This window comes from Pseudomonas sp. zfem003 (assembly GCF_032621675.1).
Classification (GTDB): Bacteria; Pseudomonadota; Gammaproteobacteria; order Pseudomonadales; family Pseudomonadaceae; genus Metapseudomonas; species Metapseudomonas otitidis.
On record NZ_JAVYJG010000013.1, the window covers coordinates 85,392 to 110,377 of the forward strand.

Below are 24,986 nucleotides of genomic sequence, written 5' to 3' on the forward strand. Positions count from 1 at the left end.
GAGGTATGATCAAATTTTTGGGTTGTAGTAAGAGAATTCGGCATAAGTTTCGATGCCCTTGAATTCTTCACTGCTCTCAAGGGTTTTGATCTCGGCAAAATAATTTCCAGGCAATAATCCGAAATTTTTGATATCTCTTATGGCTGTAGATTTGATTTCGCCTTTATAGTTAGTTCCCTGGTAGGATTGCGTGCCACGAGTCACTATTATTTCTTCGAAGAGTACTTCGCCATCCTTGACTAAGCGAAAGTGAATCGGTATCGGAACTCCCTCCTTGTTAATGCTGCCAAAAATCGATCTCTGTCTTTCTCTTTTTGATACGTCTGAGCTCCAGACAAATACTAAGGCAAACCTGTAGCCTCCATGCTCCTCTACTACAAAATTTGCCATGGCCGTTTGGTTGGGCAATGCTACATTGAGCGGTTTAATTATCCAGATATTTTTGGTGCAGGCTGTGAGTAAAATGCAGAAAAGGATCAGTAGAACCTTCATAAGGTGTGTGATTGTTTTTTTGAATAAAAATATCACCTTCAAAGGTGCCGCTTCATAGTAATATCTATGCATTTAAAATCTCTCTATGTTTAGGGGCTCAAATATTTCGGTATTCCTGATGAAATTCAGTGCCTGTTTTTTAAAAGCAGGGAACTGATCAAAAACGACCAAATCACCTGCCGACTTCTGGGCTTTTAGCCGTCGCGAGCACCTCTCGGCGTTATGTCCTGCATTACAGGCACACCTCTCCCGTGTTCGTCAGCAAGCGCTGACCTGCCATCCAACGATTTGAAAGAGTGAATAGTTTGAGCAACTGAGCTGCGCTAGGCCACGGAAGCGCACTTTGGTGTAGCCGAACTGGCGCCTCATTCGGTACAGCAGGCTGCGTTTTTCGTAATTTCTTTAGGTGCGGCGTCATGCCGCTGTCTGCCAGATGACTTGGCTTCCCTCGTGCTCGGGCCGCTTCTCCACCTCTGTGTAGCGGGCATCGGTATGCACCACTTTCTCTTCGCCATGCAGCTGTCGGTTGAGTGACATCCGCCACTTGGGCCTCTGTGCCTACCATGCTGTGCACCAAACTGGGCTCGGCATCCACGCCGATGTGGGTCTTCATGCCGAGGTAATACTGGTTTCCTTTCGTCTTCTGATGCACTTCCGAGCTGCGTTTATTGCCCTGATTCTTGGTCGAACTCGGCGCGTGGACCCGCGTGATATAGACGTTGGTGGCTTGGCGCAGTGACAACCAGTACTGCATCAGATAGAAGTGCAGCATCGCCATCAACGGATAGCTCTTAGGATAGTGCGGCTCGATCAGGGCAACCAAACCCATCCAAGGCAACACCTGATCCATCTCGATCAGGAACAACTTATTGCGGGGTTGCTTACACATGCTGGTGCACTCTACGTCGGCGAAAGTCATCTGCTTCATCGGGAAGCTCGGGATACTGAGGCGGTGTATTGCCCCAGATTGGTTCAGGGTTTTCTTAATTTTACGTATGCCCTATTGAGGGCGTAATCCAGTTCTTAATTTTGTTTTTATTTTCTGGGGTTATTTGGTTGTGTGTGGTCGTTGCCTTTGAATTGAGTGTGCTCTTATTTATGATTTCCGGCTATATTTTTGAGCTAACGGTAGTGGGTGTTGGAGGTTTATGTTTTAATTGCTAAATTTTTTCGGGTTGGCTTTTAGGGGACTAGGTATTCCCCCTACGCGTTGCCGTGACTGCCAGCTGGATTATTTTGTATGTAGCTACTGTTGCTGCTGTGGCTAACGAAAATACAAAGAGATAGTGAAGTGTGCCCTTCAGAATAAATTGGCTCTTTGTTGAGTTGAACGAGAGCGCCGAGTCCCCGGCACCACAAACAAACGCGGAAAGGAGAGTCGCGGTAATGATGTGTGTGAGGCTCTTCTTTTTGTATAGGCAGTACACCGCAGGCAAAATAATTGTCCAGCCGTGCCACGGGAAAATGACTATGTTCAGGATGTCGATGTAATCCTTTGCCATTCCTATGCTATCGGGTATGGACGGGACAGGAAGCCTTGCCGAGTTTGCCTCCATGGCGAGGAGCACTAGGCTGCCAATTAAGTAAAGCGCTACAGCTATTTGCTTGTCTTTCATGGGGCTCTGTTTTTGCTTGATTCGTTGGCTTTGATTGTTTTTGGTGAGAGGGGCAGACCTTCATAGGCTTGTGAGGAATATGTTTCCATGGGTTCTTAATATTTTCGCTCCGTCTGTTTCGAGCGTGATTAATGTTTCTGTTTGGATTATCAAATTCCTGACTGATTTTTTCGACGCAAAATATTTGTCCTGATCGGATTTTGAGTGGTATATCTTGAATCCTCTCGCCTCTAAGAATTTCAGGGTTGCATCGAGGTCGTCGCCCGATCTTATATATCCATTAAGTAGTAGGGTTATGTTTCTGTTGTTTTTTCTCAATGCATCATCAAGCGCCTCGATAAAGGCATCTTTTGGTTGAGGCGGTTGGAGTGCCCAATACCCTAGGCTGCTAATGCAGAGAGTCGCCAAGAGTGCTGCCAGAATATTTCTTGTGGTCGTGCTCTTTGTTCTTGTAGGTTGTGCCTCTGTTTCTTTTGTCATGTTGTTGTTCATGATTTTAAAGCCCTGTTAAGCCTATCGCGCCCGTCGCTTCGGTTACCACATCTCCATGGGTTGTTATGATTATGTTGGTTGAAGTGAGTATCACCAGGTTTTTGATTTTTTTCCTGCTTGCATAGTATTCGCGAATATTTTCTTTTCCGGGTTTGGTTTCTAAGGGGTGGATTGTGAAGTTTCTTGCTTTTAGGAATTTCGCTGTTTTCTCGAAGCTGTCACCTGGCTTTATGTATCTTTCTAGTAGTTTGGTTATGTTCCTGTGGTTTTTTCTAAGTGCCTCATCCAACGCTTCGATGAATTCATCTTTCGGTTGAGCTGGCTGGAGTGCCCAATACCCTAGGCTGCTTATGCAGAGTGTCGCGAAGACTGCGGTGAGTGCGATTCTCATACTCGCGCGCTTGGCTGCTGGAGGGTTAAGCGCTTTCATGGATTCCTGCCTGTTCAGGTTGCGCGGCACCATTGTTAGTGCGTAACCGGGTGCGGTGGTTTTCATCCTTTATTAGGTGCGCCAGTCAGTTTTTTGCTGGCGTACTCATTATTTGTGCTCGTCCATCTTCCATGGCTTCCAACAACGCTTTTGCATGTTTGTCATTGGCATTGTTTTGCAGATAGACCTGCAGGTTCTCTTTGGCCTTGTTTGCATCGCCTGTGGCGAAGTAGGCCAGGGCCAGGGTGAAGTAGGCGGGCGGGTAGTTTGCGCGCGTGGCTCTTTCCAGGTAGGGCAGGCTCTGTGAGCTTTGCCCCGTTTCTGCGAGGAAGAGGCCGTATTGATAGTTGGCGTGCAGGTCATCTGGGGTGATGGCTAGCAGTTTCTGGTAAAGCGTTTCCGCTTTCTTCCAGCTGTCGGGCATGTCCAGGTTGTGGCCCATTCGGTGCAACAGGGCAGCTCTTGAGAGGAGTTGCCTGTCCGGGCGGGATTGCAGGCCAAGGTCGAGAACGTGCGTCAGTGCTGCAATTTCCTTTCTTGCCCGATTGGTATCCGTGTCGGATTCGAAGCTGGGTGGGTAGCTGCCGGCAAAGCCGTACAGGTCGTCGATGACTTGATCGATATAGCGGAGGTTGAGCGCGTAGTGACCGCTCTCGCTGCTGGGACGCACGATCTGCTGCATATCATGCTGCGGGTACTCAGCCGCGTTTGCCGCAAAGCTGACCAGCAGTGAAAGAAGCCCTGTCCGTATGAGTGTTTTCATCGCCTGTCCCTGGAGTTCGGAGAGCCTGCAGTCTCGTGGACGGAGAACCCCGGGACAATGGATCAACTGATCCAAAAACGGCCTGGCGTGCTATTGAAAAAGCTGACGGCATTGTCGTTGCGGTGCTGAAGGCACCGTCTCGGTTTTCAGCGACCTAGAGCAACCTCAATTCATAAGCCTTCGCCAATGCTTCGGCCCGCGTCGAGGCGCCCAGCTTGGTGAGGATCGAGTGCACCTGGTTGCGAATGGTCGACACGCTTCGACTGAGTAGGGCGGCGATCTCCGGGTTGCTCTTTCCGGCTGCCAGCCAGCGCAGGACGACCTGTTCCTTGGGGGAGAGCAGCTGGGCGTTACTGAAAGCATTGCGGGTGTTCTGGCTTGCGATCAGGCGTACCAGGATCTGGTGGAGGTGGGGGGTGATCAGCTCCATGAGGAGCGCGTGATGGTCCGTTAATTGGCCTGGGACCCGCGCCAGGCTGATGTAGCTGCCTTTCTTCCCGTCCAGGTCGACCAGCCCGTGGGCAACGAAATTGTCGAAGGCGAACTGTTCCATTTCAGAACGCTCCAGTTCGGAGAGCTGCTGGTCATTCAGGCCGCGGGTAATGAGCTGCGGCTTGCGCTCCATGTACCAGCGGGCGAGCAAGGCCCGGTCAGGGATGCTGACGATTTCATGCACCTTTTCGAAGAGGGTCGTGGGGTAGTCCACCGCCACGGCCATTTCCAGCACTGCCTTTCCATTCACGAACGCCCCCACGCAGGCCAGCGTCATGCCATGGGGTAGCAGCGGCCGCAGGCATTCACGAACGAAGCCCTGAAAGCCCTCCACGGAATCCACCTGCTGCGAGGCCATCACCAGCTTCAGGTAAAGGGTTTGTTCTTGCTCGGTGAGTTTGTGCACCTTTGCCTCCTTGTGATGCGAGGGTTACGCACGAGCTGTACTCGATCTTTCACCGCTCCCCCAAACTCTCATCCTGGTACTCCTTCAACGGACTCAGGAAGTAGTCGATCACCTTCCGCTTGTCCGTCTTCACTTCCGCCCGTACGGCCATGCCGGGGGAGAGTTCCACGCGTTTGTCGCCGACCTGGATGCTGTTTTCCTCCAACTGGATGCGGGTGCTGTAGACCAGGCCGCGTTTTTCGTCGTCGATGGCGTCGTTGGAGATGCTGACGACCTTGCCGTGCACTACGCCGTATTTGGTGAAGGTGAAGGTTTCCACCTTGATCTCGACTTCCTGGCCGGGGTGGACGAAGCCGATGTCCTTGTTCTCCAGCATGGCTTCCACTTCCACCGGCTGGTCGCTGGGGACGATGACCATCAGCGGTTGGGCCTCGGTGACCACGCCGCCGTTGGTGTGGATGGCCAGTTGCTGCACGGTGCCGTCCACCGGGGCGGTGAGGCGCATCAGGCGGTCGCGCTGTTCGGCCTTCTTCAGCTCCTGGACGAGGCCGGCGGCGCGCTGTTCGGACTCGTGCTGTAGATCGAGCATGGCGCGACGGGTCTGGGCCAGCACGGTGTTGCGCTGGCGTTCGGCGGCGCTGCGGGCGGCGGTGAGTTCGATGACGCGGGCTTGCTGGATGGCCAGCTCGCGCTCCTGATCGAGGCGTGCCTGCTCCTTTTCCAGGTAGGCGTGCTTGGCCACGTAGGCCTTGTCCAGCAGGCGCTTGTAGTCGGCGGAGAGCTGGCGGGTGATGGGCAGGGACTCCTCCAGCTTGGCCACCCAGGCCTTGGCAGCCTGGATCTCGGCCACGCGCTGTTCGATCTCGGCGTCGGCCTGGTCGAGTGTGCTGCGTAGTTCCAGGTACTGGCCCTGCAACCAGCGCTGGGCCGCCAGTTGCTGCTCGGGGCTGGCCTCGGGGATCAGCGCGGCCAGGGACGCGGGCTCGCTGTCGCTCTGGATGGCGTCGAGCAGGGCGCGGGCCCGGGCGCTGTCCACCTGGGCGGCGAGCAGGTCGTTCTTCAGGCGGTCGACGTCGGCACCGGTGATCTGCGCGTCCAGGTCCACCAGCAGGTCGCCGGCCTTCACCTTCTGCCCGTCGTAGACGTGGATGGCCTTGACCACCGCTACCTCGCTGGGCTGGATGACCTTGGTCTTGCCGCTGGGGACGATCTTGCCGGTGGCGGTGGCCACCACGTCGATCTCGCCGATGCAGGCCCACACCAGCGCCAGCACGGCGAAGGCGATGATCAGCCACTGGATGATGCGTGGCGCCGGGTGCGGCGGCTGCTCCTGCAGGGCCAGGGCGGCGGGAAGGAACTGCACCTCGTGGCTCAGGCGCGCGGGCGCGTCCATGGCCTTGCGGTTGCGCCAGGCGTGGCGCCAGACGGTGCGGTAGCGGTTGATCAGTTCACGGCGTGCGCTCATGGCGTGGGCTTCCTTGCGGGTGAGGTTGCGCTCACCCCGGGCCTCTCCCGGTGGGAGAGGGGGCTGGCTGGAATGGGGTTCATCAGGGGATCACCCCTGTTGCAGGCGGTGCAGGCGCGAGTAGTGGCCGGCCTGGTGGGCCAGCAGTTCGGCGTGGGTGCCCTGTTCGACGATCTGCCCGCGGTCCATCACCACGATGCGGTTGGCATCGCGAACGGCCGAAAGACGGTGGGCGATGATGATCACCGTGCGCCCCTGGCAGATGGCGCGCATGTTCTGCTGGATCACCCGCTCGGACTCGTAGTCCAGGGCGCTGGTGGCCTCGTCGAAGATGAGAATGCGCGGGTTGCCCATCAGCGCCCGGGCGATGGCCACGCGCTGGCGTTGTCCGCCGGAGAGCGAGGCACCGTGCTCGCCCACCACCGTGTCGTAGCCCTCGGGCAGTTCGAGGATGAATTCATGGGCGCCGGCCAGCTTGGCGGCTTGCATCACCGCCTCGATGGGCGCGCCGGGGTCGGTGAGGGCGATGTTCTCGCGGATGCTGCGGGCGAACAGCATGTTGTCTTGCAGCACGACGCCGATCTGCCGGCGCAGGGACGACACGTCCGCCAGGGCCAGGTCCATGCCGTCCACCATCACCCGGCCGCGCTCCGGCGTATAGAGGCGTTGCAGCAGGCGGGTGAGGGTGCTCTTGCCCGAGCCGGAGCGGCCGACGATGCCGATCACCTCGCCCGGCTGGATGGTCAGGCTCACCCCACGCAGGATCTCTGAACCGTCCGGGCGGTAGCGGAAGTGCACCTGGTCGAACTCCACATGGCCACGCAGCGGTGGCAGCGCGCTGCGGGTGGCCTGGGACAGCTCGGTGCGGGTGTTGAGGATGTCCCCCAGGCGCTGCACCGAGACGCCGGTCTGCTGGAAGTTGGTCCACAGCTGGGCCAGGCGCATGATCGGCTGCGACACCCGGCCGGCCAGCATGTTGAAGGCGATCAACTGGCCGACGCTCAGGTCGCCGTCGATCACCAGGCGCGCGCCCAGCCACAGGGTCGCCACCGTCACCAGCTTGCCCACCAGGCCGACGCTCTCGTTGGCCAGGGTGGACAGCGTCTGGGTGCGGAAGCTGGCCGCCACGTAGCCGGCCAGCTGGTTGTCCCACTTGCGGTTGATCTGCGGCTCCACCGCCATCGCCTTGAGGGTGTCGATGCCGTTGACGGTCTCCACCAGGAAGGCCTGGTTCTCCGCCCCGCGCGTGAAGCTCTCGTTCAGCCGCGCCCGCAGCAGCGGGGTGATGAACAGGGAGATGAGGAAGTACAGCGGCAGCGACAGCACCACCACCAGCGTCAGCCAGCCGCTGTAGAAGAACATCACCGCGATGAACACCACCGAGAACAGCACATCGAGGATCAGCGTGATGGCGTTGCCGGTGAGGAAGCTGCGGATGTTCTCCAGCTCCCGCACCCGCGCCACCGAGTCGCCCACCCGGCGCGCCTGGAAGTAGGCCAGCGGCAGCGTCACCAGATGGCGGAACAGCCGGGAGCCCAGCTCCACGTCGATGCGGCTGGCGGTGTGGACGAACACATAGCTGCGCAGGCCCGAGAGCAGCGACTCGAAGAGCATGATCCCCAGCAGGCCCAGGGCGATCACGTCCAGGGTGGACAGGCCCCGGTGCACCAGCACCTTGTCCATCACCACCTGGAAGAACAGCGGCGTCAGCAGCGCGAAGATCTGCAGCACGAAGGACACCAGCAGCACCTCGCCCAGCAGCTTGCGGTACTTGACGATGGCGGGGATGAACCAGGTGAAGTCGAACTTGGCCAGGTCGCCGGCCAGCGACGCCTGGGAGCGGATCAGCAGCAGCTCGCCGTTCCAGCGGGCTTCCAGGGCGTCGAACTCCAGCACCTCCGGGCGCTGGGCGCGTGGGTCGTGGATCAGCGCCTTGCCGTCGTCCAGCCGCGCGATGATGAAGAAGCGGCCCTCCCGGTCGGCGGCAATCGCCGGCAGCGGCGTGTGCTCCAGCCGTTTGAGGGTGCTGCGCGCCGGGCGTGCCTTGAGGCCGAGCTTCTTGGCGGCCAGGAGCATCTCGGCCTTGGCGAAGTGGCGGCCGTCTTCGGCGAATTCGTGGGCGAGTTGTTCGGGGGAGGCGGCCACGTTGTGGAAACGGGCCAGCATCACCAGGCACGCAAGGCCGGTGTCGAGCGCTTGTCCCGGCTCGTGGGGGGAGCTTTCCTGCATAAAAGCCTTCTTCCTTGATGATGGCGAGGCGCCATGAAATGCGCGCGCCATTCTGACAAAACCGCCCCCGGGATAAAAAGCGGCGGATTGACGAGCGGTTCTCACTCCAAGGGGATTCAGAGCCTGTAGGGCTTGGTGACGCACATGCAGGCATTTTGCCTACGACTGTCTACAGTCTTTCTTGGGTGCCTACGCCGTATCCGACCCCAGTGCAAGGCCTCGGGATGTGCCCTTGTGCGGGGAGTTCCGCTCCACCGTTCAGCAGGGAAGGCCGATGAACAGCACGTCTTTCAGCATCGATGCAGGCAGTTTCCGCCGCATTCTCACCCGTAACGTGGCATTGCCCCTGGGCGTTGGCGTCCTGGGCGTGGTGCTGTTCGTCGGGCTGATCGGCTACCTGCTGTATGTGCTCAATTGGGTCGAGCACACCGACCAGGTGATCGCCCGCAGCAACGAGAGCCTGCGCCAGTCGGTGGAGTGCGAGTCCAGCTTCAGGGGGTTCCTGCTGTCCGGGGAGGAAGAGTTCCTCGAAGGCTACCGGGAAACGGCCCCGCGTCTGCTGGCCGGGCTGCAGGCGCTGCGTGAGCTGATCCACGACAACCCCGTCCAGAGCGAGCGTCTGGCGCGCATCGAGGCTGCCCAGACGCGCTGGCTGCAGATGACCGAACCTCTGATCGAAGCGCGGCGTGCCAACCAGGACATCAGCGCGTTCATCCGCGAAAAGCAGGGCAAGCGGCAGATGGACGAGGTGCGCCAGGGCTTCGTGGCCCTGGTTGCCACCGAAGAGCAGCTGCGCCACGAGCGCAGCGAGCGGGCCAACCGGGCGGTGGTGCTGATCATCGGCCTGCTGGTGGTCATGCAACTGGGCGGCAGCGGAGCGCTGGCGATCTTCGGCCGGCGCGAGTTGATCGGCCTCTCGACCAACTACAACCGCATCCTCGACCAGCAGTCACGCTTCACCGAGCAGCTGCAGGCCCAGGCCTGGCTGCGGGAAGGGCAGTCGGAACTGGCCGAGCAACTGATCGGCCAGCAGACCCCGGCATTGATCGGCCGCGCCGTGCTGGATTTCCTCGCCGGTTACCTGGAGGTCGCCGTGGGTGCCCTCTATGTGCGCGAGGGCGAAGGGCGGCTGCGGCGCGTGGCCGACTATGGCTTCGCACCCGGGCAGCAGGCCCGCGACCAGGTCTTCGAGGACGGCGCCAGCCTGCTCGGCCAGGTGCTGCGGTCCCGCGAGGCACGGGTCATGGAGGGGCTTCCCCCGTCCTACCTGCGGGTCAACTCCGGGTTGGGCGATACCGATCCGCTGACGGTGATCCTGTCGCCGACCCGAAGCGATGGGCAGGTCAACGGCGTGCTGGAACTGGCCTTCCTGCGGCCCCTGTCACCCCGCGACCGGCAACTGCTCGAAGCCGTTGCCGAAAGCCTGGGGACCTCCATCGAGGCGGCCCGCTACCGCCAGCGTCTGCACGACATGCTCACCGAGACCCAGCAGCTCAACGAAGAGTTGCAGGTGCAGCAAGAGGAGCTGCGCGTCGCCAACGAGGAACTGGAAGACCAGGCCCGGGTGATCCGCGACTCCCAGGCCAACCTGGAGACCCAGCAGGCCGAACTGGAGCAGACCAACGAGCAGTTGAGCGAGAAGACCCGCCGCCTGGAAGACCAGCGCGACCTGCTGGACGAGCGCAACCACGCCCTCGACCAGGCCCGGTGCGAGCTGGAGGCGCGTGCCGAGGAACTGCAGCGGGCCAGCCGCTACAAGTCCGAGTTCCTCGCCAACATGTCCCACGAGCTGCGCACCCCGCTTAACAGCTCGCTGATCCTCTCCAAGCTGCTGGCGGAGAACCGCAAGGGCAACCTCGACCCGCAGCAGGTGCATTACGCCGAGCTGATCAACAAGTCCGGCAACGAGTTGCTGCGGCTGATCAGCGACATCCTCGACATCTCCAAGGTGGAAGCCGGCCGCCTGGAGGTGCATCCCGAGGACACCGACGTTGCGCAACTGGTGGACGGGCTGCGCGCTCTGTTCCAGCCCCAGGCGGATGACAAGGGGCTGGCGTTCGACGTGCAGGTCGAGCCCGGCGCCCCGGCACGGCTCTACACCGACGGCCAGCGAGCCGGGCAGATCCTGCGCAACCTGCTGTCCAACGCCGTCAAGTTCACTGCCAGCGGTCGCATCGGCCTCAAGGTCCGCGCCGCCAGCGGCGGCATCGCCTTCGAGGTCAGCGACTCCGGCATCGGCATCAGCGACGAGCAGATGGGCATCATCTTCGAGCCCTTCCGCCAGGTGGACGGCACCACCAACCGACGCTTCGGCGGCACCGGCCTCGGCCTGTCCATCTCCCGCAACCTCGCGGAAATGCTCGGTGGCAGCATCACCGTGCAGAGCCAGCCCGGGCGCGGCAGCTGCTTCACCCTCTGGCTGCCCAGCAACTGCCTCGCCGGGGAGCCGCTGCCGTCCATCGCCCAGGTTCAGCCCGCCGAAGGTGTGCGGGCTGTCGCGCCCGCGGCGTCCGCCAGTGGCCTTCAGGACGACCGCCAGCGGCCCGTCGATGCGCGCCACTGCGTGCTGGTGATCGAGAACGACCCGAAGTTCGCCCGTGACCTTTACGAACTCGCCCACGAGCTGGGCCACCGCTGCCTGGTGGCCGGCAACGCCGAGGAAGGCCTGCGCCTGGCACGGGAGCAGGGGCCCGATGCGGTGTTGCTGGACATGCGCCTGCCGGACGAGTCCGGCCTCGCCGTGCTGCAGACGCTCAAGGAAGACCCCGTCACCCGGCACCTCCCTGTGCACGTGCTCTCCGTCGACGACCGCACCGGTCCGGCGCTGCAGCTGGGGGCCATCGGCCACGCACGCAAGCCTGCCACCCGCGACCAACTGCGCGAAGTCTTCGCCCGCCTGGAGGACAAGCTCACCCAGAAGGTCAAGCACGTCCTGGTGGTGGAGGGCGACGCCAGCCAGCGCGACAGCATCGCCCAGTTGGTGAGCGACGAAGACATCCAGGTCAGCGCCGTCGCCAGTGGCACCGAGGCCCTGGAGCGCCTGCGTGGCGGCACGTTCGACTGCATGATCATCGACCTCGCCCTGCCGGACATGCGCGGCAACGAACTGCTGGAGCGCATGGCCGCCGAGGCGCTCGGCAACTTCCCCCCGGTGATCGTCTACACCGCCCGCCAGCTCAGCCTGCGTGAAGAGGAGGAACTGCTACGCCACTCCCGCTCCATCATCATCAAGGGCGCCTGCTCCCCCGAGCGTCTGCTCGACGAGGTCACCCTGTTCCTGCACAAGGTCGAGTCCTCTCTCTCCAGCGACCGCCAGCGCATGTTGCAGAGCGCGCGCAATCGTGACCGCGTGTTCGAGGAACGCACCGTGCTGGTGGTGGACGACGACGTGCGCAACATCTTCGCCCTCATCAGCGCCCTGGACGAGAAGGGCGCCCAGGTGGTGACCGCCCGCAACGGCCAGGAAGCCCTGCAGAAACTGGAGGAGAACCCGCAGATCGACCTGGTGCTGATGGACGTGATGATGCCGGTCATGGACGGCTTCGAAGCCACCCGGCGCATCCGCCAGGACCCGCGCTGGAGCCGGCTGCCGATCATCGCCGTCACCGCCAAGGCGATGAAGGACGACCAGGAGCAGTGCATGGGCGCCGGCGCCAGCGACTACCTGGCCAAGCCCATCGACCTGGAGCGGCTGTTCTCGCTGATCCGCGTGTGGCTGCCGAAGCTGGACAGGTTCTGAAGCGCGGCGTTGACCGCCGCGCGGCCGTTTACCCGCGCAGTTCGCGGAGTTCGCTGGTCAGGGTGTCCAGGCGCAGCAGGCGTCCCGTCTGGTCGAACAGACGCCAGTCGTGTTCCAGGGAACGGCTTTGCAAGGGGGTATCGGATGGCCAATCCAACTCGGCGCAGACCTTCGTGTTGCGCTGGCTGATGAGGCGCCAGCGCGTCATTCCCGCATCCCCGGGGGCGCCAATGAGCAACCAGCCATCGAACAGCTTGAGTTTCAACTTGCTGATCTGTTCAGCCTTGATGCCGGGCAGGAGGACTTCGCGTGTTTGCATCAGCAGGCTTTGTTCGCCCACTTCGTTGCTACGGAATTCGATCTCCAACAACCCGCCATACGGGTTGAGGAGGAAGAGCCCCTGTTCCTTCGTTGACGGGTGTACCTCGTAGCGATGGGTCAGACGCCGTGTCGGCAGGGTGTAGCGCCAGAGTTCGACGTCGCCGTGGGCATTCTCTACCAGCCATTGCTCGATTTCGGAGCGGCCCTGGAAAGCGCGGATTGGCCCCGGCAGATCGCTGACGTGCCAAACGACGGCGAAGGACCGGTCGACATCCACCACGCGCACGCTGCGGCTGTCACCGATGGTCCAGGAGGTGCCATCGAATTCGGAGGCGTGGAAGTCCATGGCCAGCACGCCCAGATCGGTGGCCTTGCGGCTGACCAGATCGAGCTTGGTGATGCGCCAGAGCTGGTCGCGCCTGGCCAATGCCAGGGCCACGCGCTGGTTGCGGGCGAGGACGATGCGGTGGCCGGGTTCGGCGAATCGGAACAATGGGCGACCCAGGTCGTCCAGCACTGCCAGGCCGGCCTCGCCCAGGGCCACCAGGGTTCGCCCCTCGGCCAGGGGCGCGGCATCGAGAATGGCCCGCTGACCGGCATGCGGCGCCTGCCATTGCAGGGGGGAGGCCCGCTGCAGCAGCGGCTGGCCTTCACGCTGAGGCAGGCCCTTGGGCGGCAGGTCGGCTAGCAGCAGTTTGTCCCGGCTGACGTTGAGCAGCTCCTGCAGGTCGCGTCGGGACAGATTGACCCGGCCTCGGGCGTGGTCTTCCAGCAGGGGTGGCAGCACCAGCCGTGCCAGTAGTTGCAGCTGTTCGTTGTTGCGGGCGCGGGGCAAAGTGCCGGCGCGGTTCAGCGCCTGGGCCAGGGCGAAACGCTCGCCGGCCCGCGTCGGGTCGTCACGCAGCGACTTCAGGCGCGTGGCATAGGCATCCAGGGTGTCGGGCAGTAGCACGGCACGTTTCACCAGGGCCTCGGCGCCCAGCCCGCCACCGGCGTCCTCGGCACACAGCAGCCATTGGGCGGCCTGTTCCTGCTTGTCCGGCAGCGGCCAGATCGCGTCCACCGCGTCCAGCCATTCGCCACGGGCCACCAGCATATCGGCCCAATCCTCGCGCAGGCGTTGTGCGACCTGGGGCCATTTCTTCCCGAGCATTTCCACCGCATTGGCGAAGGCGTCGTCACGGCGTGCCACCTGCAGGGCCGTGCGCCAATCGCCGGCCAGGCAGTGCAGGCGCACGATGCAGTCGGCCGGCATGTCCCAGGCCAGTGCCAGCTCGGCGGCCTGGCGGAAGCGCTGGTGGCGTTCCAGGTAGTCCAGCGCCTCCTGTCGCGCCTTGAGCAGCTCGGCGAGGATGAACACCGCTTCATCGATGCGCCCCTCGCGGTCGAGCTTCTCGAAGTGCTGGCGATAGACCTTGCGCAGGTGCGCTTCGAGGTCCTCGCCCAGGGAGATGGCGGTGCCCGGGCCGCTGCGCTTGCCAAGGTCGAGGTCGTCGCGCCGCGTCGGTGTGCCGAAGGCCTGGCCCAGGTCGCCCTGCTCGCCACCCAGGGGCAGTGCGTGACGCAAGGCTTCGGCGATGTCGCCGTCCTCGAACATCTTCAGCATACGGCGCATGTAAGCGCTCTGGCGGCGGTTGAGCAGCTCGCTGAATTTCGAGGTGATGGCCAATGAGGTGAGGAAACGCCGCCAGACGCCAGGTCCGCTTGGAGCCTGCGTGGCCCGAGGCTTGATGGGCGGTGCCGCGGGAGGCTTGGCGGGGATTTGGCTGGGCGCGGAGGGTTGAGCAGTCCAACCGTGCTGGCCGTTCTTGAAGAACCGTCGCAGTGCGGCGAATAAAAGCATCGCAATGAGGACTGCGATCGTGATCAGGATGACGAACAGGACCGTGTCCGTGTCATCGCTCGGCCCTGCCAGCGTAGGCGCTGCCGCCGGAACCGGGCTGAGGGTAGGTGGGGGAATGTTCGTTGGTTGTTTCATCGCATCGCGGATGAGGTTGCCCACCATCATGATGACGAACAGTGACAGCCAGAACGCCCAGCTGGCATTGATCCGCGATTTGCGTGGAGAGGGACGTGAAGGAGTCGGGCGCTGGGCACCTGCCTGTTGCTGTGCCAGCGTCTTGAGGAGGTTGTCACGCTCGGGGCTCGGTGGCTTCACCTTGCCGTCGAGGATGGCGTGGATGTCCTTGATCGGTGGCAGCACCTCCAACACCGGAGGCGGCAGGGCGGCGCGGCAGTCGCAGGTGTCCAGTAGCGGGTAGCCACCGAGGGCGATGTGCTCCTCCAGGGCCAGGTCCTGGGCATCGGCCAGGCGCAGTGCCTGTACCTGGCCACCACGTACCAGCCAGAGATCGGCGACCGGTAGCATGGCGCGTTCCTCTGCCTCCAGCTCCGCAGAGCACAGGCCGCCGCCTTTCAGGGCCAGCAGTGGCCAGCCGACCAGGCCGTCACAGTCCATCGGCCGGGCACTGGCGAAGCGCAGCAGATCACCCTCGGCGAAGCGCCAGGCGCGGGCGTCGGCATGCCAGTGGTGCAACAGCAATGCCGTGCGTTCCTCCGCATCCAGCCAGTCGGCCGGCAGCCAGAGCCCGGCCACGGTACGTCGGCCCTTGAGCAGCGGCTGGCGAACCTGAGCATCCGGCGAGTTCATGGCTGGGCTCCTTCGTCATCGGCCAGGGTGCAGTGGGCGCGTAGGCGCACCACTTGGCGCTGGCTGCAATAGACCACCAGCTCACGGGCATGGGTGAGGATGGCCACCAGGCCGCTGGCGGGGCAGACACTGAGGCGAGCGATGGGGTCGGGGGAGTCGAAGAATCTGTCGAGGGTGCTGCCGCTATACAGGCTCAGGCTCTTGCGGTCGCTGCTCATCAGCACCAGTGAAAGGGCACCGGTCTCGCGGGTACGCACCAGTCCTTGGGCATTCCAGCCGCCGGGAACATCGAGCATCCTGCTCTCCCTCTCGTGGTCCTGGCGGTATGGGGCGCGGCAGATCCGCCAGCGCTCTTGGGGCGTGGTTTCCATCAGCAGGGCGCAGGCGGGCGGTGAGGTGGACTTGTAGGCCCGTGCCATGAAAGCCATGAAGGCCTTGTTGGGCTCACCGGCTTCGCCCAGGCGCCAGGGGTGAGTGCTCGGGTTGCTCGATATTACTTTCAGGAAGAAGCGTTGATCGCGCTTGTACAGGTAACAGACCCCCCCATCCTCGAAGCCGGCCATGGCCAGTACGTTGGACTCGATCCACTGCAACGTCGCTGGCTCATGGTTGGGTGCTTTTGTGTCGCGGTTCCAGCTCAGCAGGTGCTCGGCGGCATCCAGCAGGTACAGGCGCTGGCTCTCGTGATTGCTGTTCACCAGGGCCAGCGGCAGCAGGTTGGCGGTGCCCGGCGGGGCGTTCAGCTCTCGCAGCGGCGGACGTTTGACGGCGTCGAAGCCCGGCAACTGCCAGAAGCGCAGGTAGGCTCCGGTGTCCACCACGGCGCCCAGGCTCTTGCCCTGGAAGGCCATGGCCAGTGGCTGGTTGCTAGCGGGCCAATTCTGTCGGTACACCTTGGCTAGGGTGGTCTTTTTGCCGCGTAGCGGCGGCAGTTTGAAGACCAGCGCACCCTTCTGGTCGAGCAGCGTCAATGCGACCAACTGCCCAGAGTGGGCGATCACCGGCGGCAGGGTCAGGGCCACCCGCTGGGTATGCAACACCTCAGGTTGTGCCGACGCCTGCGACCCTGGCAGGCCCATCGAGGCGAACTGGCCCAGCAGCAGGCGCTTGCCCATCGCTGGCGGTGGCAGCAGTAGGTCCAGGCTGCGGCGGAGGTTCGCCTGGTGCAGCGTGATCTCCAGTGCCTTGCCGTCGAGGCGGGTAGTGACCTGCAGGTTGTGGCTGATGGTGTCGTGGTCCGCAGGGCCGCCGATCAGCCAGCACTCGTCCGGTGTCTCCGGCAGCGTATCGAGTAGTGCCTGCCAGGCCTGCCAGTGGGCGGGTTCGGCGGCGGCCCAGCTGCGCGCTTCGAGCAGCTGTGTGAGGTCGGCCTGGCTTTGCAGGCCGTCGTGCCAGGCCGGGGCCTGCAGGCTGCCCCAGCGCAGTTCGCCATTGGCCTCTCGGGCGCGGCGGGCGAGGAGGATGAGCATCGCCAAGTGCGCCAGGCGGGGCGCACCCAGTTGCCGGGGGCCAGCGTCGAACAGGGCGACGATCAGCCGGCTGCGGCGCTGTTCGCGCTGCTGTGGTGCGAGGAACAGGTGCTCGCCACCGGCCGCGCGGCGGAGGAACTCATCGGGAAACTCTTCAGCCAGCAACCACTCGCTGGATAGCAGCCGCTCGTAGGGGCCGCGTCGGCGCAAGTCGCCCAGGCCCTCAGGCTCGGGTTGGCCGTTGGGTGTGCGCTCGCGGAAGGGGCCGACCAGGGCCTGCAGGCGGTCGAGCATGGCGGCCAGGTGCTCGGCAAGCTCCGGGGCCACACCTTCCAGCAGGTTGTGCCAGGGCTTCAGGGCGTCGGGCAATTGCATGGTCAGCGTCCCTGCCAGTGATTGAGGATGCGCGCCAGGTGACCTTCGGAAAGCGGCAGCTGGCGGTCCAGCGGCACCGTCCTGGCCGGCGCGGGCCAGAGCAGCAGCGGGGTGCGGCCGTGGCGCTTGGTGAGGGCGCGGGCGAGCAGGTCCAGTGGTGCATCGGGGCACAGCCGGGTTGGCAGCCAGAGTTCGGGGGCGCCTTCACAGGGGGCGGCGTAGTCGATGTCATCCACCCAGGGCAGGGCGTCAGCTTCACCGATCACCACCAGCAGGTCATCGGCGGCAGTGGCCTGCAGGCTCGCCAGTTGCCCGGCGGGCAGGGCCAGCAGGCGCGCGTGCAGGCGCCGGGAGGCTTCGCCCCAGGCCACGGCAGCACGGGGTTCCAGGGCCTGGGCGCGGGGTTGCCAGCGCCAGGCCTGTTTCAGGGCACTCATGCGGGGGTGGCGAGGCGGGCGACCAGGCGCTCGCGCAGCTCGGCCAGCTCCGGCGGCAGGGCGTCAGCGAGGAAGTTGGCGTCGATCTCCCGCAGCACCGCTTCCGGGTTCGTCCCCTCGGCCTCGTCCAGGCAGGCGCGGGCTTCTTCGGCCAGGCGGCTGGCTCGCGACAGCGGTTGCAGGGTGGCTTCTTCCACCGCGCTGAAGAGGTTGTCGTTGCTGGCCTGGGCGAACAGCTCGCGCAGGACCTCGCGGGCCTGTTGCTGCATGGCCTGGGTGGGCAGGGCGTAGAGCAGCGGCCAGAGGTCCGCCTCGCTGGCCTGCTGGCGGCCGCCGAGCAGTGCGGCGGCGGCGATCAGCCGTTGCGATTTGACGATACGCCGGTCGGAAAGCGGGATGCCGGCCTGGCGCAGGCGGCGGATGGCGTCGGCCAGGGCCGGGCGCACGCTGTCGAGGTCGACCTGGCGCAGGGCGCCGCAGAGCGTGTCCAGGTGGCCCAGGTGGTGCGCGTCCAGCACGGGTAGCTGCTCGGCCTTCCAGCCGCCAGCGAGCATGGCTTCCAGTTGGTGGTCCGGCACGGTGTCGACGAACAGGTGCAGCAGGAAGCGGTCGGCGAAGGCCGCCAGGGCCTCGTCTTCCGGCAGGCCGTTGGCCGCGCCGACGCAGACCCGCAGCGGGCAGCGCAGCTCGGTGTGGCCACGGCGGAAGCGCCGTTCGTTGAGCACGCCGAGCAGGGTGTTGAGGATGGCGGTGGAGCCGAGGAACACCTCGTCGAGGAAGGCCACGTCGGCTTCCGGCAGCATGCCGCTGACATCGGTTTCCACCGTGCCCTCGCGCAGCTTGCGCAGGTCCACCGGGCCGAACAGCTCGCTGGGCTCGGTGAAGCGCCCGAGCAGGTACTCGAAGTAGCGGCCGCCCAGCACCTGGGCCACCCGGCGTACCACGGCGCTTTTTGCCGTGCCGGGCGGGCCGACCACCAGCAGGTGCTCCTGGGCCACGGCGGCGAGGATGATGAGTTCGGCGAGTTGCTCACGGCCGACGAGGCCGGTGGTGGCGGTACGAATGGCCGAGCGGAGTTCCCTGGCGGCGTGCTGGATGGCGTTCAAAGCGGCGTCTTCCCTGATGGCAAGGCGCGGATTTTGCGCAAATCGACCAGGCTGTCAATGCGCCATGACGCAACCCGTCGGACGGCTCACAAGGAACCGTCCCGGCACATGCGTTCACTCCCCGGCGGCATCCTCCAGCACCGGCTTGGCCAGGTAGCGCGACAGGGCGTGGGCGATGTTGTTGGGGCGCTGGCCGTCGCCGAACAGCAGTTGCCCGATGCTCAGGCCCAGTTGGCGGTAGCTCTCGAACTGGGCTTCGTCGAAGAACTGGTCGCCGGTGGTCTGGTTGGGGAAGTCCGGGTTGGCGCGCACGTAGTTGAGCACGTCGGTGGGCACGCCCTCGATCAGCCGGGGCTTGATCAGCAGGATGCGGCTGGTGAGGCGGCGCGGGATGTCGGGGTTCTCCCGGTCCGGGGTGTGGAAGACGTTGAGCAGCACGGCGCAGCGGCGGTCGCTCGGTTCGGTGGCGGCGCGCAGGGACTGGGTGCTGCCGAACACCTGGGACAGCAGCGGGTGGCGCAGTACGCCGGGGTCTTCCTCGATCTCCAGGTCGTGGTCGATGCGCGACAGCCGCACCAGGTTGGCCAGGTCGTCGAAGCGGTACTCCGGGTCGCAGCCGCAGTCGCACATCACCACCAGTTCGATGTCGCGGGCGGGGCGCAGCAGCTCGTAGGTGGCGGTGTTCTCGAAGTGGCCGCCGTCGGTGAGGTAGAGCTTGTCGCGGCGATGGCCGTGGAAGCGCGCGGTGAGTTCGTAGAACAGGTAGGTCTGGGTCGGCAACCAGTGGGACGACGCCTCGCCGATCCGCGACAGCGGCTTGGCGCGGCCGACGAAGTTGCTCTGCCACCAGGTGCCCAGGCGCACGTTGGCCAGCCCCAGCAGCAGCGAGAGGCCCAGGCTGGTCTGGCGGCCGAGGCCGGTGCTGGCGGCGGCGCCGGAGGTGGCCACCCACTGGCCGAGGCTCAGCGGCTGGTTGATCTCGCCGCGGCCGTTGGGCGGCTGCCGGGATTTGCGCTGGCCGTCGAGGATGAAGCTGGTGACCTGGTCCTGCTCGCCGCCGGGGGTGTAGCGGTAGGGCGCCACGCACAGCGGCTTGCCCTTGCGGTCGCGCTGCACCAGTTGCTCGGCCGGGTCCACGGTGAGGTTCATGGTGACGTTGATCAGGTGCAGCGGGCCGGCGGTGCGTTTGCCGTAGTAGTCCTTCAGGGGGATGTCGTCCCGCGAGAGGGTCTGCGCCACGCTCATGCGTCGGCGGCTCTGGGTGCAGGAGACGTCGAAGCGCTGGCCGTTGGAGGCGCCCAGGTAGGCGCGGGTCAGGCGGGCGGCGTAGAACGCCTGGAGGCTGGAGAGGTTGATGAAGCCGATGAACTGCCCGGTGACCACCGCCATCACCAGGGCGATGACCGCCAGCAGGCCGAAGCGGAAGAGCTGCGCATCACCCGCGTGGGCGCCCGGCACCCGGCCGTTCCAGGCGAACCAGTGGGCCAGCAGGCCCCAGGCCAGGGTGACGGCCAGCAGCAGGACCAGGCCGGCGACCAGCGCCAGGGCGTCCAGGGGCAGTTTCTTCAGCAGGCCGGGGGCGGGTTTCTCGTCACGGCTGCGGGCCAGGTGGCGCACCAGCCAGATCAGCACCGGCAGCACGCTGAAGGTGAGGCTGCCCTGCCAGTGCCGGGCCAGCACCGTGTACAGCTCGAAGGTCAACTGGTGCACCAGGACCAGCACCAGGGCGACAGCCGCCCAGGTGATCGCCGTGCTCAGCGCCCGGGTGACGTTGACCCGGTAATTGCGCACATTGTCGGCGTCCAGTCCGCCGTCGTCGGGGCGCTGCTTCAGGCGTTGGGACGCCACCAGCGCGGCGCACCAGGCCAGCCCCAGACCGAGCACCGTGACCACTATCCAGAGCAGGTCGCGGGCGGGCACCGGCAGCCAATCCGCTGTGTCGGGCACCTGGCAGGTGAACCAGCCCAGCGCCACGGCCATCGCCAGGGCGCTGCCGGTGGCCCAGTTGAGCAGCGCGGGCGGTTCGTCCTGGGTCTTGCGCGAGTAGATCAGCCAGTACGCCAGCATCAGCGGGGCCACGGCCACCAGGGCAATGCCCAGGGGAATGGCCAGGAGGTGGTCGCAGAACAGGTTCCAGCGCGAACAGGCCAAACCCTGGGTCAGGGCCAGCAGCGCGGTGACCAGCAGGATCGGCAGCCCGATCACCAGGTGCACGGCCACCCAGTTGCGCCAGGTCATCGCCAGGGCGTAGAGCAGGTCACCGGCGCCGGTGGGCGTCAGGTAGCGGCCGTTCTCCCGCAGCCAGGCGGTGGGCCCGGCGCCGACCGGGGCCGCGCGGTAGTTGGTGGAGGAGTGGATGCGCCCCGGCGGCTGGTAGCTCAGCACCCGGTAGGCGTCCTCGGCCGCCTGGCGTGCCTGGGCCTGCTCGGTGCCCGTGCCGGGGCGCAGGCGCCCGGGCTGGAACAGGCTGGAGAAGAACGAGCCCATGTAGCCGCCGCCGCTCACGGTGGAGAGGTAGTCGAAACGCGGCAGCAGGCGCTCGGCGGGGGCGTCGCCGGTACTGCCGAGGGGGCGGTTGGCGGGGGTGTAGGGCGCGCGGGCCAGGGCCTGGAGCACGCCGAAGCAGAAGGTGGCGCTGCGGATGCCGCCGCCGGAGAGGGCCAGGGCCCAGGGGCGGCGGCGCGGTTCCGCCGGGGTGTCGATGCCGAGCGTCTCGCGGCGCCAGTCGATGCGTTCCTGTTCGGCCTTGTATTGGTCTTCCACGTGCCCTCCCTGGTGCGATGTTGCCTACAGCTCCTTACTAAAGCAGGTGCCGGGCATTCCGCCAGCCAGGCGTCGGGCTCAGCGCGGGCCTCCCGGGCAGGTGCCCGCTTCGCCCATAGGGCGCCGGGCCAGGCCGATGGCCAGTACCAGGGCCAGCACCAGCATGCCGCCGACGAACAGGCCGATGCCGTGCCAACCGGCCTGGTGCCAGAACAGCCCGCCGAGGGTGCCGGCGACGCCGGAGCCGGTGTAGTAGAAGGCCTGGTAGAGCGACGCCGCCTGGCCCCGCGCCTGGGTGGCACGGCGGCCGACCCAGCTGCTGGCCACCGAGTGGGCGCCGAAGAAGCCGAAGGTGAACAGCAGCATGCCCAGCAGGATCAGCGGCAGCGGTGCCAGCAGGGTGAGGCCGAAGCCGACGAGCATCAGCAGGATCATCACCCACAGCACCTTCTGCCGGCCCACCCGGTCGGCCAGGGAACCGGCCATGGCCGAGCTGTAGGTGCCGGAGAGGTACACCACCGAGAGCATGCCCACCGCCGCCTGGCTGAGGTGGTAGGGCGCCTGCAGCAGGTGGAAGCCGATGTAGTTGAAGAAGGTCACCAGGCTGCCCATCAGCAGGAAGGCCTCGACGAACAGCACTGGCAGCCGGGCATCGCGCAGGTGCAGGGCGAAGCCGCCGGCCAGGTTGCCCAGGGTAATCGGCCGGGGCCGGAAGTGCCGGGACTCCGGCAGCAGGCGCCAGAACACCAGGCCGGCGAGCAGCGCCAGCAGGCCGATGCAGGCCAGCACCCAGTGCCAGGACAGGTAATCCACCATCACCCCGGCCACCAGGCGGCCGCACATCCCGCCGATGGCGTTGCCGCCGATGTACAGGCCCACTGCCAGGCCGGTGTGGGCCGGGTGGATCTCCTCGCTCAGGTAGGTCATGGTCACGGCAGTGAGGCCGCTGAGGGAGAGCCCCACCAGCACGCGCATCAGCAGCACCAGCTCCCAGCGGGTCATGGCGGCGCTGGCGAGGGTGAACAGGGCCGCGCAGAGCAGCGAAACGCCCATTACCCGCTTGCGCCCGAGGGCGTCGGACAGCGAGCCGGTGAACAGCAGGCCCACCGCCAGCGCCAAGGTGGACACCGACAGCACCAGGCTGGCCTGGGCAGCGCTGATGGCGAAGGCCTGGGCCAGCACCGGCATCATCGGTTGCACGCAGTAGAGCAGGGCGAAGGTGGCGAAGCCGCCGCAAAACAGCGCCAGGTTGGTGCGCAGGAAGGCGGCGCTGCCTTTCTCGATATGGGTGGGCGGCTCGGCGGGCGCGCCGGTGGCAGTCTGGCGCTCGGGGTGGCTCATCGGGGACCTCATCACGCGAATCAGGCAGTCGGCCCGTGGGGGCCGTGGCCCGCTGCTGGCGGGCTCTGGGGGACGGTGAAAAGCCTATCGGTGCGCAATACGCGTTTCCAATATATTGTTCGACATCTTTGATATCTGAAACCTATCAATCGCCGCCATGGAACTCCGCCACCTGCGTTACTTCATTGCCGTCGCCGACGAACTCCATTTCGGTCGCGCGGCGGAGCTGCTGGGCATATCCCAGCCACCGCTGAGCCAGCAGATCCAGGCCCTGGAGGAGGAGCTGGGGGCGCGACTGTTCGAGCGCACCAACCGCCGCGTGGCCCTCACCGAGGCCGGTCGGCTGTTCCTCGACGAGGCACGCCAGATACTCGCCCAGGTGGACCAGGCGGCCGAGGTGGCGCGCCGTGCCCAGCGCGGCGAGCTGGGTCAGTTGAAGCTGGGGTTCACCTCCTCGGCGCCGTTCACCTCGGTGATTCCTGGCGCCATCCTGCGCTTTCGCCAGGCCTTCCCCGAGGTGCAGCTGGAGCTGCACGAGCTGAACAGCCGGGAAGTGGCCGACGCGCTGCTCAACGGGCGCATCCAGGTGGGGCTGATCCGCCCGCTACCGTTGCCGGAGTCTTTAGTGGCGGTGGAGCTGTTCCGCGAGCCGCTGGTGGCGGTGCTGCCCGCCCAGCACCGACTGGCAGGCGAGAGCGCCGGCCTGCACCTGGCGGAGCTGGCAGCCGAACCCTTCGTGTACTTCCCGCGCAATGCCGGCACCGGCCTCTACGACCAGGTGATCGCCCTGGCTCACGAGGCCGGCTTCAGCCTGCGCATCACCCAGGAATCCCACAGCGCACTGACGCTGATCGGGCTGGTGGCGGCGGGGCTCGGGGTTTCGGTGCTGCCGGCGTCCTTCACCCGCATGCACTTCGACGGCGTGGTCTACCGGCCGCTGCTGGATGCCGGCGCCACTACCGCCGTGTGGCTGGTACGCCGGGATGACGAGCGCTCACCGCTGTCGCGGGCCTTCATCGAGCTGATCGCGCCCTGAACGCGCCTGCTTGCCGCCCGTCATGGCTGCGCAGGGCATGGCCAGTTGTTGCGGGGGCGGAGGGCTGGGTTCGGCGTTCAGCGAGGGGGCGGGTGACGGGAGAGGGCCCGTGAAAGGGCGGGGTAACGCAAAACGACCCGCCATGCCTGGACGCTCGATCGGCATGGCGAGTCAGAAGGGAGAGCGGGGGATCAGCGGAACGCGGGCACCACGTGCTTGATGAACAGGTCCAGGGACTTCTTCTTCTCGGCGTGGGGCAGGCTGTTGTCACACCAGAAGCTGAACTCGTCCACGCCCAGCTCCTGGTAGTAGCGGATGCGCGCGATGATCTCTTCCGGGGTGCCGATCATGGTGTTCTTGCGGATGTTCTCCAGCTCGAATTCGGGGCGGTCCTTGAACTTCTCTTCCGGGCTGGGCGGCAGGATGCCGTTGACCGGGGTCTGCTTGTTGCCGAACCAGGCATCGAAGGTGCGGTAGAAGCGCGAGATGGCGGCGGCGCCAAGCTTCCAGCCTTCCGGGTCGTCCACGCTGTGCACGTGGGTGTGGCGCAGCACCATCAGTTGCGGGCGCGGTACGTCCGGGTTGTTGGCCAGGGCGGCCTCGAACTTGTTCTTCAGGTCCACCACTTCCTCGTCACCCTTCATCAGCGGGGTGACCATCACGTTGCAGCCGTTCTTCACCGCGAAGTTGTGGGAGTCCGGGTCGCGGGCGGCGATCCACATCGGCGGGTAGGGCTGCTGGATCGGACGCGGGGAGGAAGTGGAGGTGGGGAACTTCCAGATCTCGCCGTCATGGGCGTAGTCGCCCTGCCACAGGGCTTTCACCGCCGGGACCATTTCGCGCAGGTGCTGGCCGCCGTCGGTGGCCGGCATGCCGTTGGCGAGGCGATCGAACTCGAACTGGTAGGCGCCACGGGCCAGCCCCACTTCCATGCGGCCGTTGCTGATCACGTCCAGCAGGGCGCATTCACCGGCTGCGCGAACCGGGTTCCAGAACGGCGCGATGATGGTGCCGGCGCCCAGGCGGATGGTGGTGGTGCGGGCCGCGAGGTAGGCCAGGGTCGGCATCGGGCTGGGGGAGATGGTGTACTCCATCGAGTGGTGCTCGCCGATCCAGACGGTGCTGAAGCCGCCGGCCTCGGCCATCAGCGTCAGTTCGGTCAGGTCTTCGAACAGCTGGCGGTGGCTGATGCTCTCGTCCCAACGCTCCATGTGTACGAAGAGGGAGAATTTCATTTCGCTTACCTCGGGCTTTTTGTTGTTGGCCGATGCGATGACCCGCCTGCAGCGGGCATTGCCGGGATGTTCAGGCCACCGGATCCGCTCGGGATACCGCTGGTCGGCTGTTGCGATATTGGTATACCA

General features: G+C 64.8%; 18 protein-coding genes. 2 read left to right on the forward strand and 16 right to left on the reverse strand.

Annotation, left to right across the window (positions count from 1 at the left end):
* Positions 1-9: 9 nt before the first annotated feature.
* The 9 genes from RTK35_RS27580 to RTK35_RS27620 all read right to left on the reverse strand — a co-directional run bounded on the left by RTK35_RS27580 (position 10) and on the right by RTK35_RS27620 (position 8,385).
* Positions 10-564 carry a DUF5625 family protein gene (locus tag RTK35_RS27580; RefSeq protein WP_316909467.1) on the reverse strand — a complete coding sequence of 185 codons (555 nt, stop codon included), beginning with the start codon at positions 562-564 and terminating at the stop codon, positions 10-12.
* 160 nt (positions 565-724) lie between these two features.
* On the reverse strand, positions 725-1,420 hold the full coding sequence (locus RTK35_RS27585) for a transposase (protein WP_410478715.1): 696 nt from the start codon (positions 1,418-1,420) through the stop codon (positions 725-727).
* A 262-nt stretch (positions 1,421-1,682) separates the two neighbouring features.
* Positions 1,683-2,108, reverse strand: a complete 426-nt coding sequence (locus tag RTK35_RS27590; protein WP_316909468.1) for a hypothetical protein — start codon at positions 2,106-2,108, stop codon at positions 1,683-1,685.
* 60 nt (positions 2,109-2,168) lie between these two features.
* Complete coding sequence (locus RTK35_RS27595) at positions 2,169-2,600, reverse strand: hypothetical protein (RefSeq protein WP_316909469.1); 432 nt, start codon at positions 2,598-2,600, stop codon at positions 2,169-2,171.
* Between the two features lie 4 nt (positions 2,601-2,604).
* Complete coding sequence (locus tag RTK35_RS27600; protein WP_316909470.1) at positions 2,605-3,030, reverse strand: hypothetical protein; 426 nt, start codon at positions 3,028-3,030, stop codon at positions 2,605-2,607.
* Positions 3,031-3,115: 85 nt separating this feature from the next.
* A complete protein-coding gene (locus RTK35_RS27605) occupies positions 3,116-3,793 on the reverse strand; it encodes a tetratricopeptide repeat protein (RefSeq protein ID WP_236215280.1) in 678 nt (225 codons plus the stop codon).
* A 154-nt stretch (positions 3,794-3,947) separates the two neighbouring features.
* Positions 3,948-4,691 (reverse strand): helix-turn-helix transcriptional regulator, encoded by a 744-nt coding sequence (locus RTK35_RS27610; protein ID WP_282886786.1) that lies wholly within the window; start codon positions 4,689-4,691, stop codon positions 3,948-3,950.
* A 49-nt stretch (positions 4,692-4,740) separates the two neighbouring features.
* Positions 4,741-6,156 carry an HlyD family type I secretion periplasmic adaptor subunit gene (locus RTK35_RS27615; protein WP_316909471.1) on the reverse strand — a complete coding sequence of 472 codons (1,416 nt, stop codon included), beginning with the start codon at positions 6,154-6,156 and terminating at the stop codon, positions 4,741-4,743.
* A gap of 90 nt (positions 6,157-6,246) precedes the next feature.
* Positions 6,247-8,385: a type I secretion system permease/ATPase gene (locus tag RTK35_RS27620; RefSeq protein ID WP_316909472.1), complete on the reverse strand. Its 2,139-nt coding sequence runs from the start codon at positions 8,383-8,385 to the stop codon at positions 6,247-6,249.
* 274 nt (positions 8,386-8,659) lie between these two features.
* Here RTK35_RS27620 and RTK35_RS27625 point away from each other — a divergent pair, with 274 nt between their 5' ends.
* Positions 8,660-12,124 (forward strand): response regulator, encoded by a 3,465-nt coding sequence (locus RTK35_RS27625; RefSeq protein WP_316909473.1) that lies wholly within the window; start codon positions 8,660-8,662, stop codon positions 12,122-12,124.
* Positions 12,125-12,152: 28 nt separating this feature from the next.
* Here RTK35_RS27625 and RTK35_RS27630 read toward each other — a convergent pair whose 3' ends face one another.
* The 6 genes from RTK35_RS27630 to RTK35_RS27655 form a co-directional block, all read right to left on the reverse strand.
* Positions 12,153-15,095 carry a bpX6 domain-containing protein gene (locus RTK35_RS27630; protein ID WP_316909474.1) on the reverse strand — a complete coding sequence of 981 codons (2,943 nt, stop codon included), beginning with the start codon at positions 15,093-15,095 and terminating at the stop codon, positions 12,153-12,155.
* On the reverse strand, positions 15,092-16,939 hold the full coding sequence (locus RTK35_RS27635) for a hypothetical protein (protein ID WP_316909475.1): 1,848 nt from the start codon (positions 16,937-16,939) through the stop codon (positions 15,092-15,094). Before RTK35_RS27635 ends, RTK35_RS27630 begins: the two co-directional genes overlap by 4 nt.
* Positions 16,940-16,941: 2 nt before the next feature.
* A complete protein-coding gene (locus tag RTK35_RS27640; protein ID WP_316909476.1) occupies positions 16,942-17,376 on the reverse strand; it encodes a hypothetical protein in 435 nt (144 codons plus the stop codon).
* Positions 17,373-18,482, reverse strand: a complete 1,110-nt coding sequence (locus tag RTK35_RS27645; RefSeq protein ID WP_044412763.1) for an AAA family ATPase — start codon at positions 18,480-18,482, stop codon at positions 17,373-17,375. The genes RTK35_RS27640 and RTK35_RS27645 overlap by 4 nt, the downstream gene beginning before the upstream one ends.
* A gap of 114 nt (positions 18,483-18,596) precedes the next feature.
* Positions 18,597-21,245 (reverse strand): patatin-like phospholipase family protein, encoded by a 2,649-nt coding sequence (locus RTK35_RS27650; protein WP_316909477.1) that lies wholly within the window; start codon positions 21,243-21,245, stop codon positions 18,597-18,599.
* Between the two features lie 78 nt (positions 21,246-21,323).
* Positions 21,324-22,586, reverse strand: a complete 1,263-nt coding sequence (locus tag RTK35_RS27655; protein ID WP_316909478.1) for an MFS transporter — start codon at positions 22,584-22,586, stop codon at positions 21,324-21,326.
* Between the two features lie 157 nt (positions 22,587-22,743).
* Here RTK35_RS27655 and RTK35_RS27660 point away from each other — a divergent pair, with 157 nt between their 5' ends.
* The gene (locus RTK35_RS27660) at positions 22,744-23,622 is read left to right on the forward strand and encodes a LysR family transcriptional regulator (RefSeq protein WP_044412756.1); all 879 of its coding nucleotides are present in this window, start codon (positions 22,744-22,746) and stop codon (positions 23,620-23,622) included.
* A 191-nt stretch (positions 23,623-23,813) separates the two neighbouring features.
* On the opposite strand, the gene RTK35_RS27665 is transcribed toward RTK35_RS27660, so the two are convergent.
* Complete coding sequence (locus tag RTK35_RS27665) at positions 23,814-24,857, reverse strand: LLM class flavin-dependent oxidoreductase (protein ID WP_282886777.1); 1,044 nt, start codon at positions 24,855-24,857, stop codon at positions 23,814-23,816.
* Between the last annotated feature and the right edge of the window lie 129 nt (positions 24,858-24,986).

What these genes read in the sequence shown, in the direction of transcription:
- RTK35_RS27580 (WP_316909467.1), bottom strand. Translation starts at nt 564, where the DNA reads ATGCATAGATATTACTATGAAGCGGCACCTTTGAAGGTGATATTTTTA.
- RTK35_RS27585 (WP_410478715.1), bottom strand. Translation starts at nt 1,420, where the DNA reads ATGAAGCAGATGACTTTCGCCGACGTAGAGTGCACCAGCATGTGTAAG.
- RTK35_RS27590 (WP_316909468.1), bottom strand. Translation starts at nt 2,108, where the DNA reads ATGAAAGACAAGCAAATAGCTGTAGCGCTTTACTTAATTGGCAGCCTA.
- RTK35_RS27595 (WP_316909469.1), bottom strand. Translation starts at nt 2,600, where the DNA reads ATGAACAACAACATGACAAAAGAAACAGAGGCACAACCTACAAGAACA.
- RTK35_RS27600 (WP_316909470.1), bottom strand. Translation starts at nt 3,030, where the DNA reads ATGAAAGCGCTTAACCCTCCAGCAGCCAAGCGCGCGAGTATGAGAATC.
- RTK35_RS27605 (WP_236215280.1), bottom strand. Translation starts at nt 3,793, where the DNA reads ATGAAAACACTCATACGGACAGGGCTTCTTTCACTGCTGGTCAGCTTT.
- RTK35_RS27615 (WP_316909471.1), bottom strand. Translation starts at nt 6,156, where the DNA reads ATGAGCGCACGCCGTGAACTGATCAACCGCTACCGCACCGTCTGGCGC.
- RTK35_RS27620 (WP_316909472.1), bottom strand. Translation starts at nt 8,385, where the DNA reads ATGCAGGAAAGCTCCCCCCACGAGCCGGGACAAGCGCTCGACACCGGC.
- RTK35_RS27625 (WP_316909473.1), top strand. Translation starts at nt 8,660, where the DNA reads ATGAACAGCACGTCTTTCAGCATCGATGCAGGCAGTTTCCGCCGCATT.
- RTK35_RS27630 (WP_316909474.1), bottom strand. Translation starts at nt 15,095, where the DNA reads ATGAACTCGCCGGATGCTCAGGTTCGCCAGCCGCTGCTCAAGGGCCGA.
- RTK35_RS27635 (WP_316909475.1), bottom strand. Translation starts at nt 16,939, where the DNA reads ATGCAATTGCCCGACGCCCTGAAGCCCTGGCACAACCTGCTGGAAGGT.
- RTK35_RS27640 (WP_316909476.1), bottom strand. Translation starts at nt 17,376, where the DNA reads ATGAGTGCCCTGAAACAGGCCTGGCGCTGGCAACCCCGCGCCCAGGCC.
- RTK35_RS27655 (WP_316909478.1), bottom strand. Translation starts at nt 22,586, where the DNA reads ATGAGCCACCCCGAGCGCCAGACTGCCACCGGCGCGCCCGCCGAGCCG.
- RTK35_RS27660 (WP_044412756.1), top strand. Translation starts at nt 22,744, where the DNA reads ATGGAACTCCGCCACCTGCGTTACTTCATTGCCGTCGCCGACGAACTC.
- RTK35_RS27665 (WP_282886777.1), bottom strand. Translation starts at nt 24,857, where the DNA reads ATGAAATTCTCCCTCTTCGTACACATGGAGCGTTGGGACGAGAGCATC.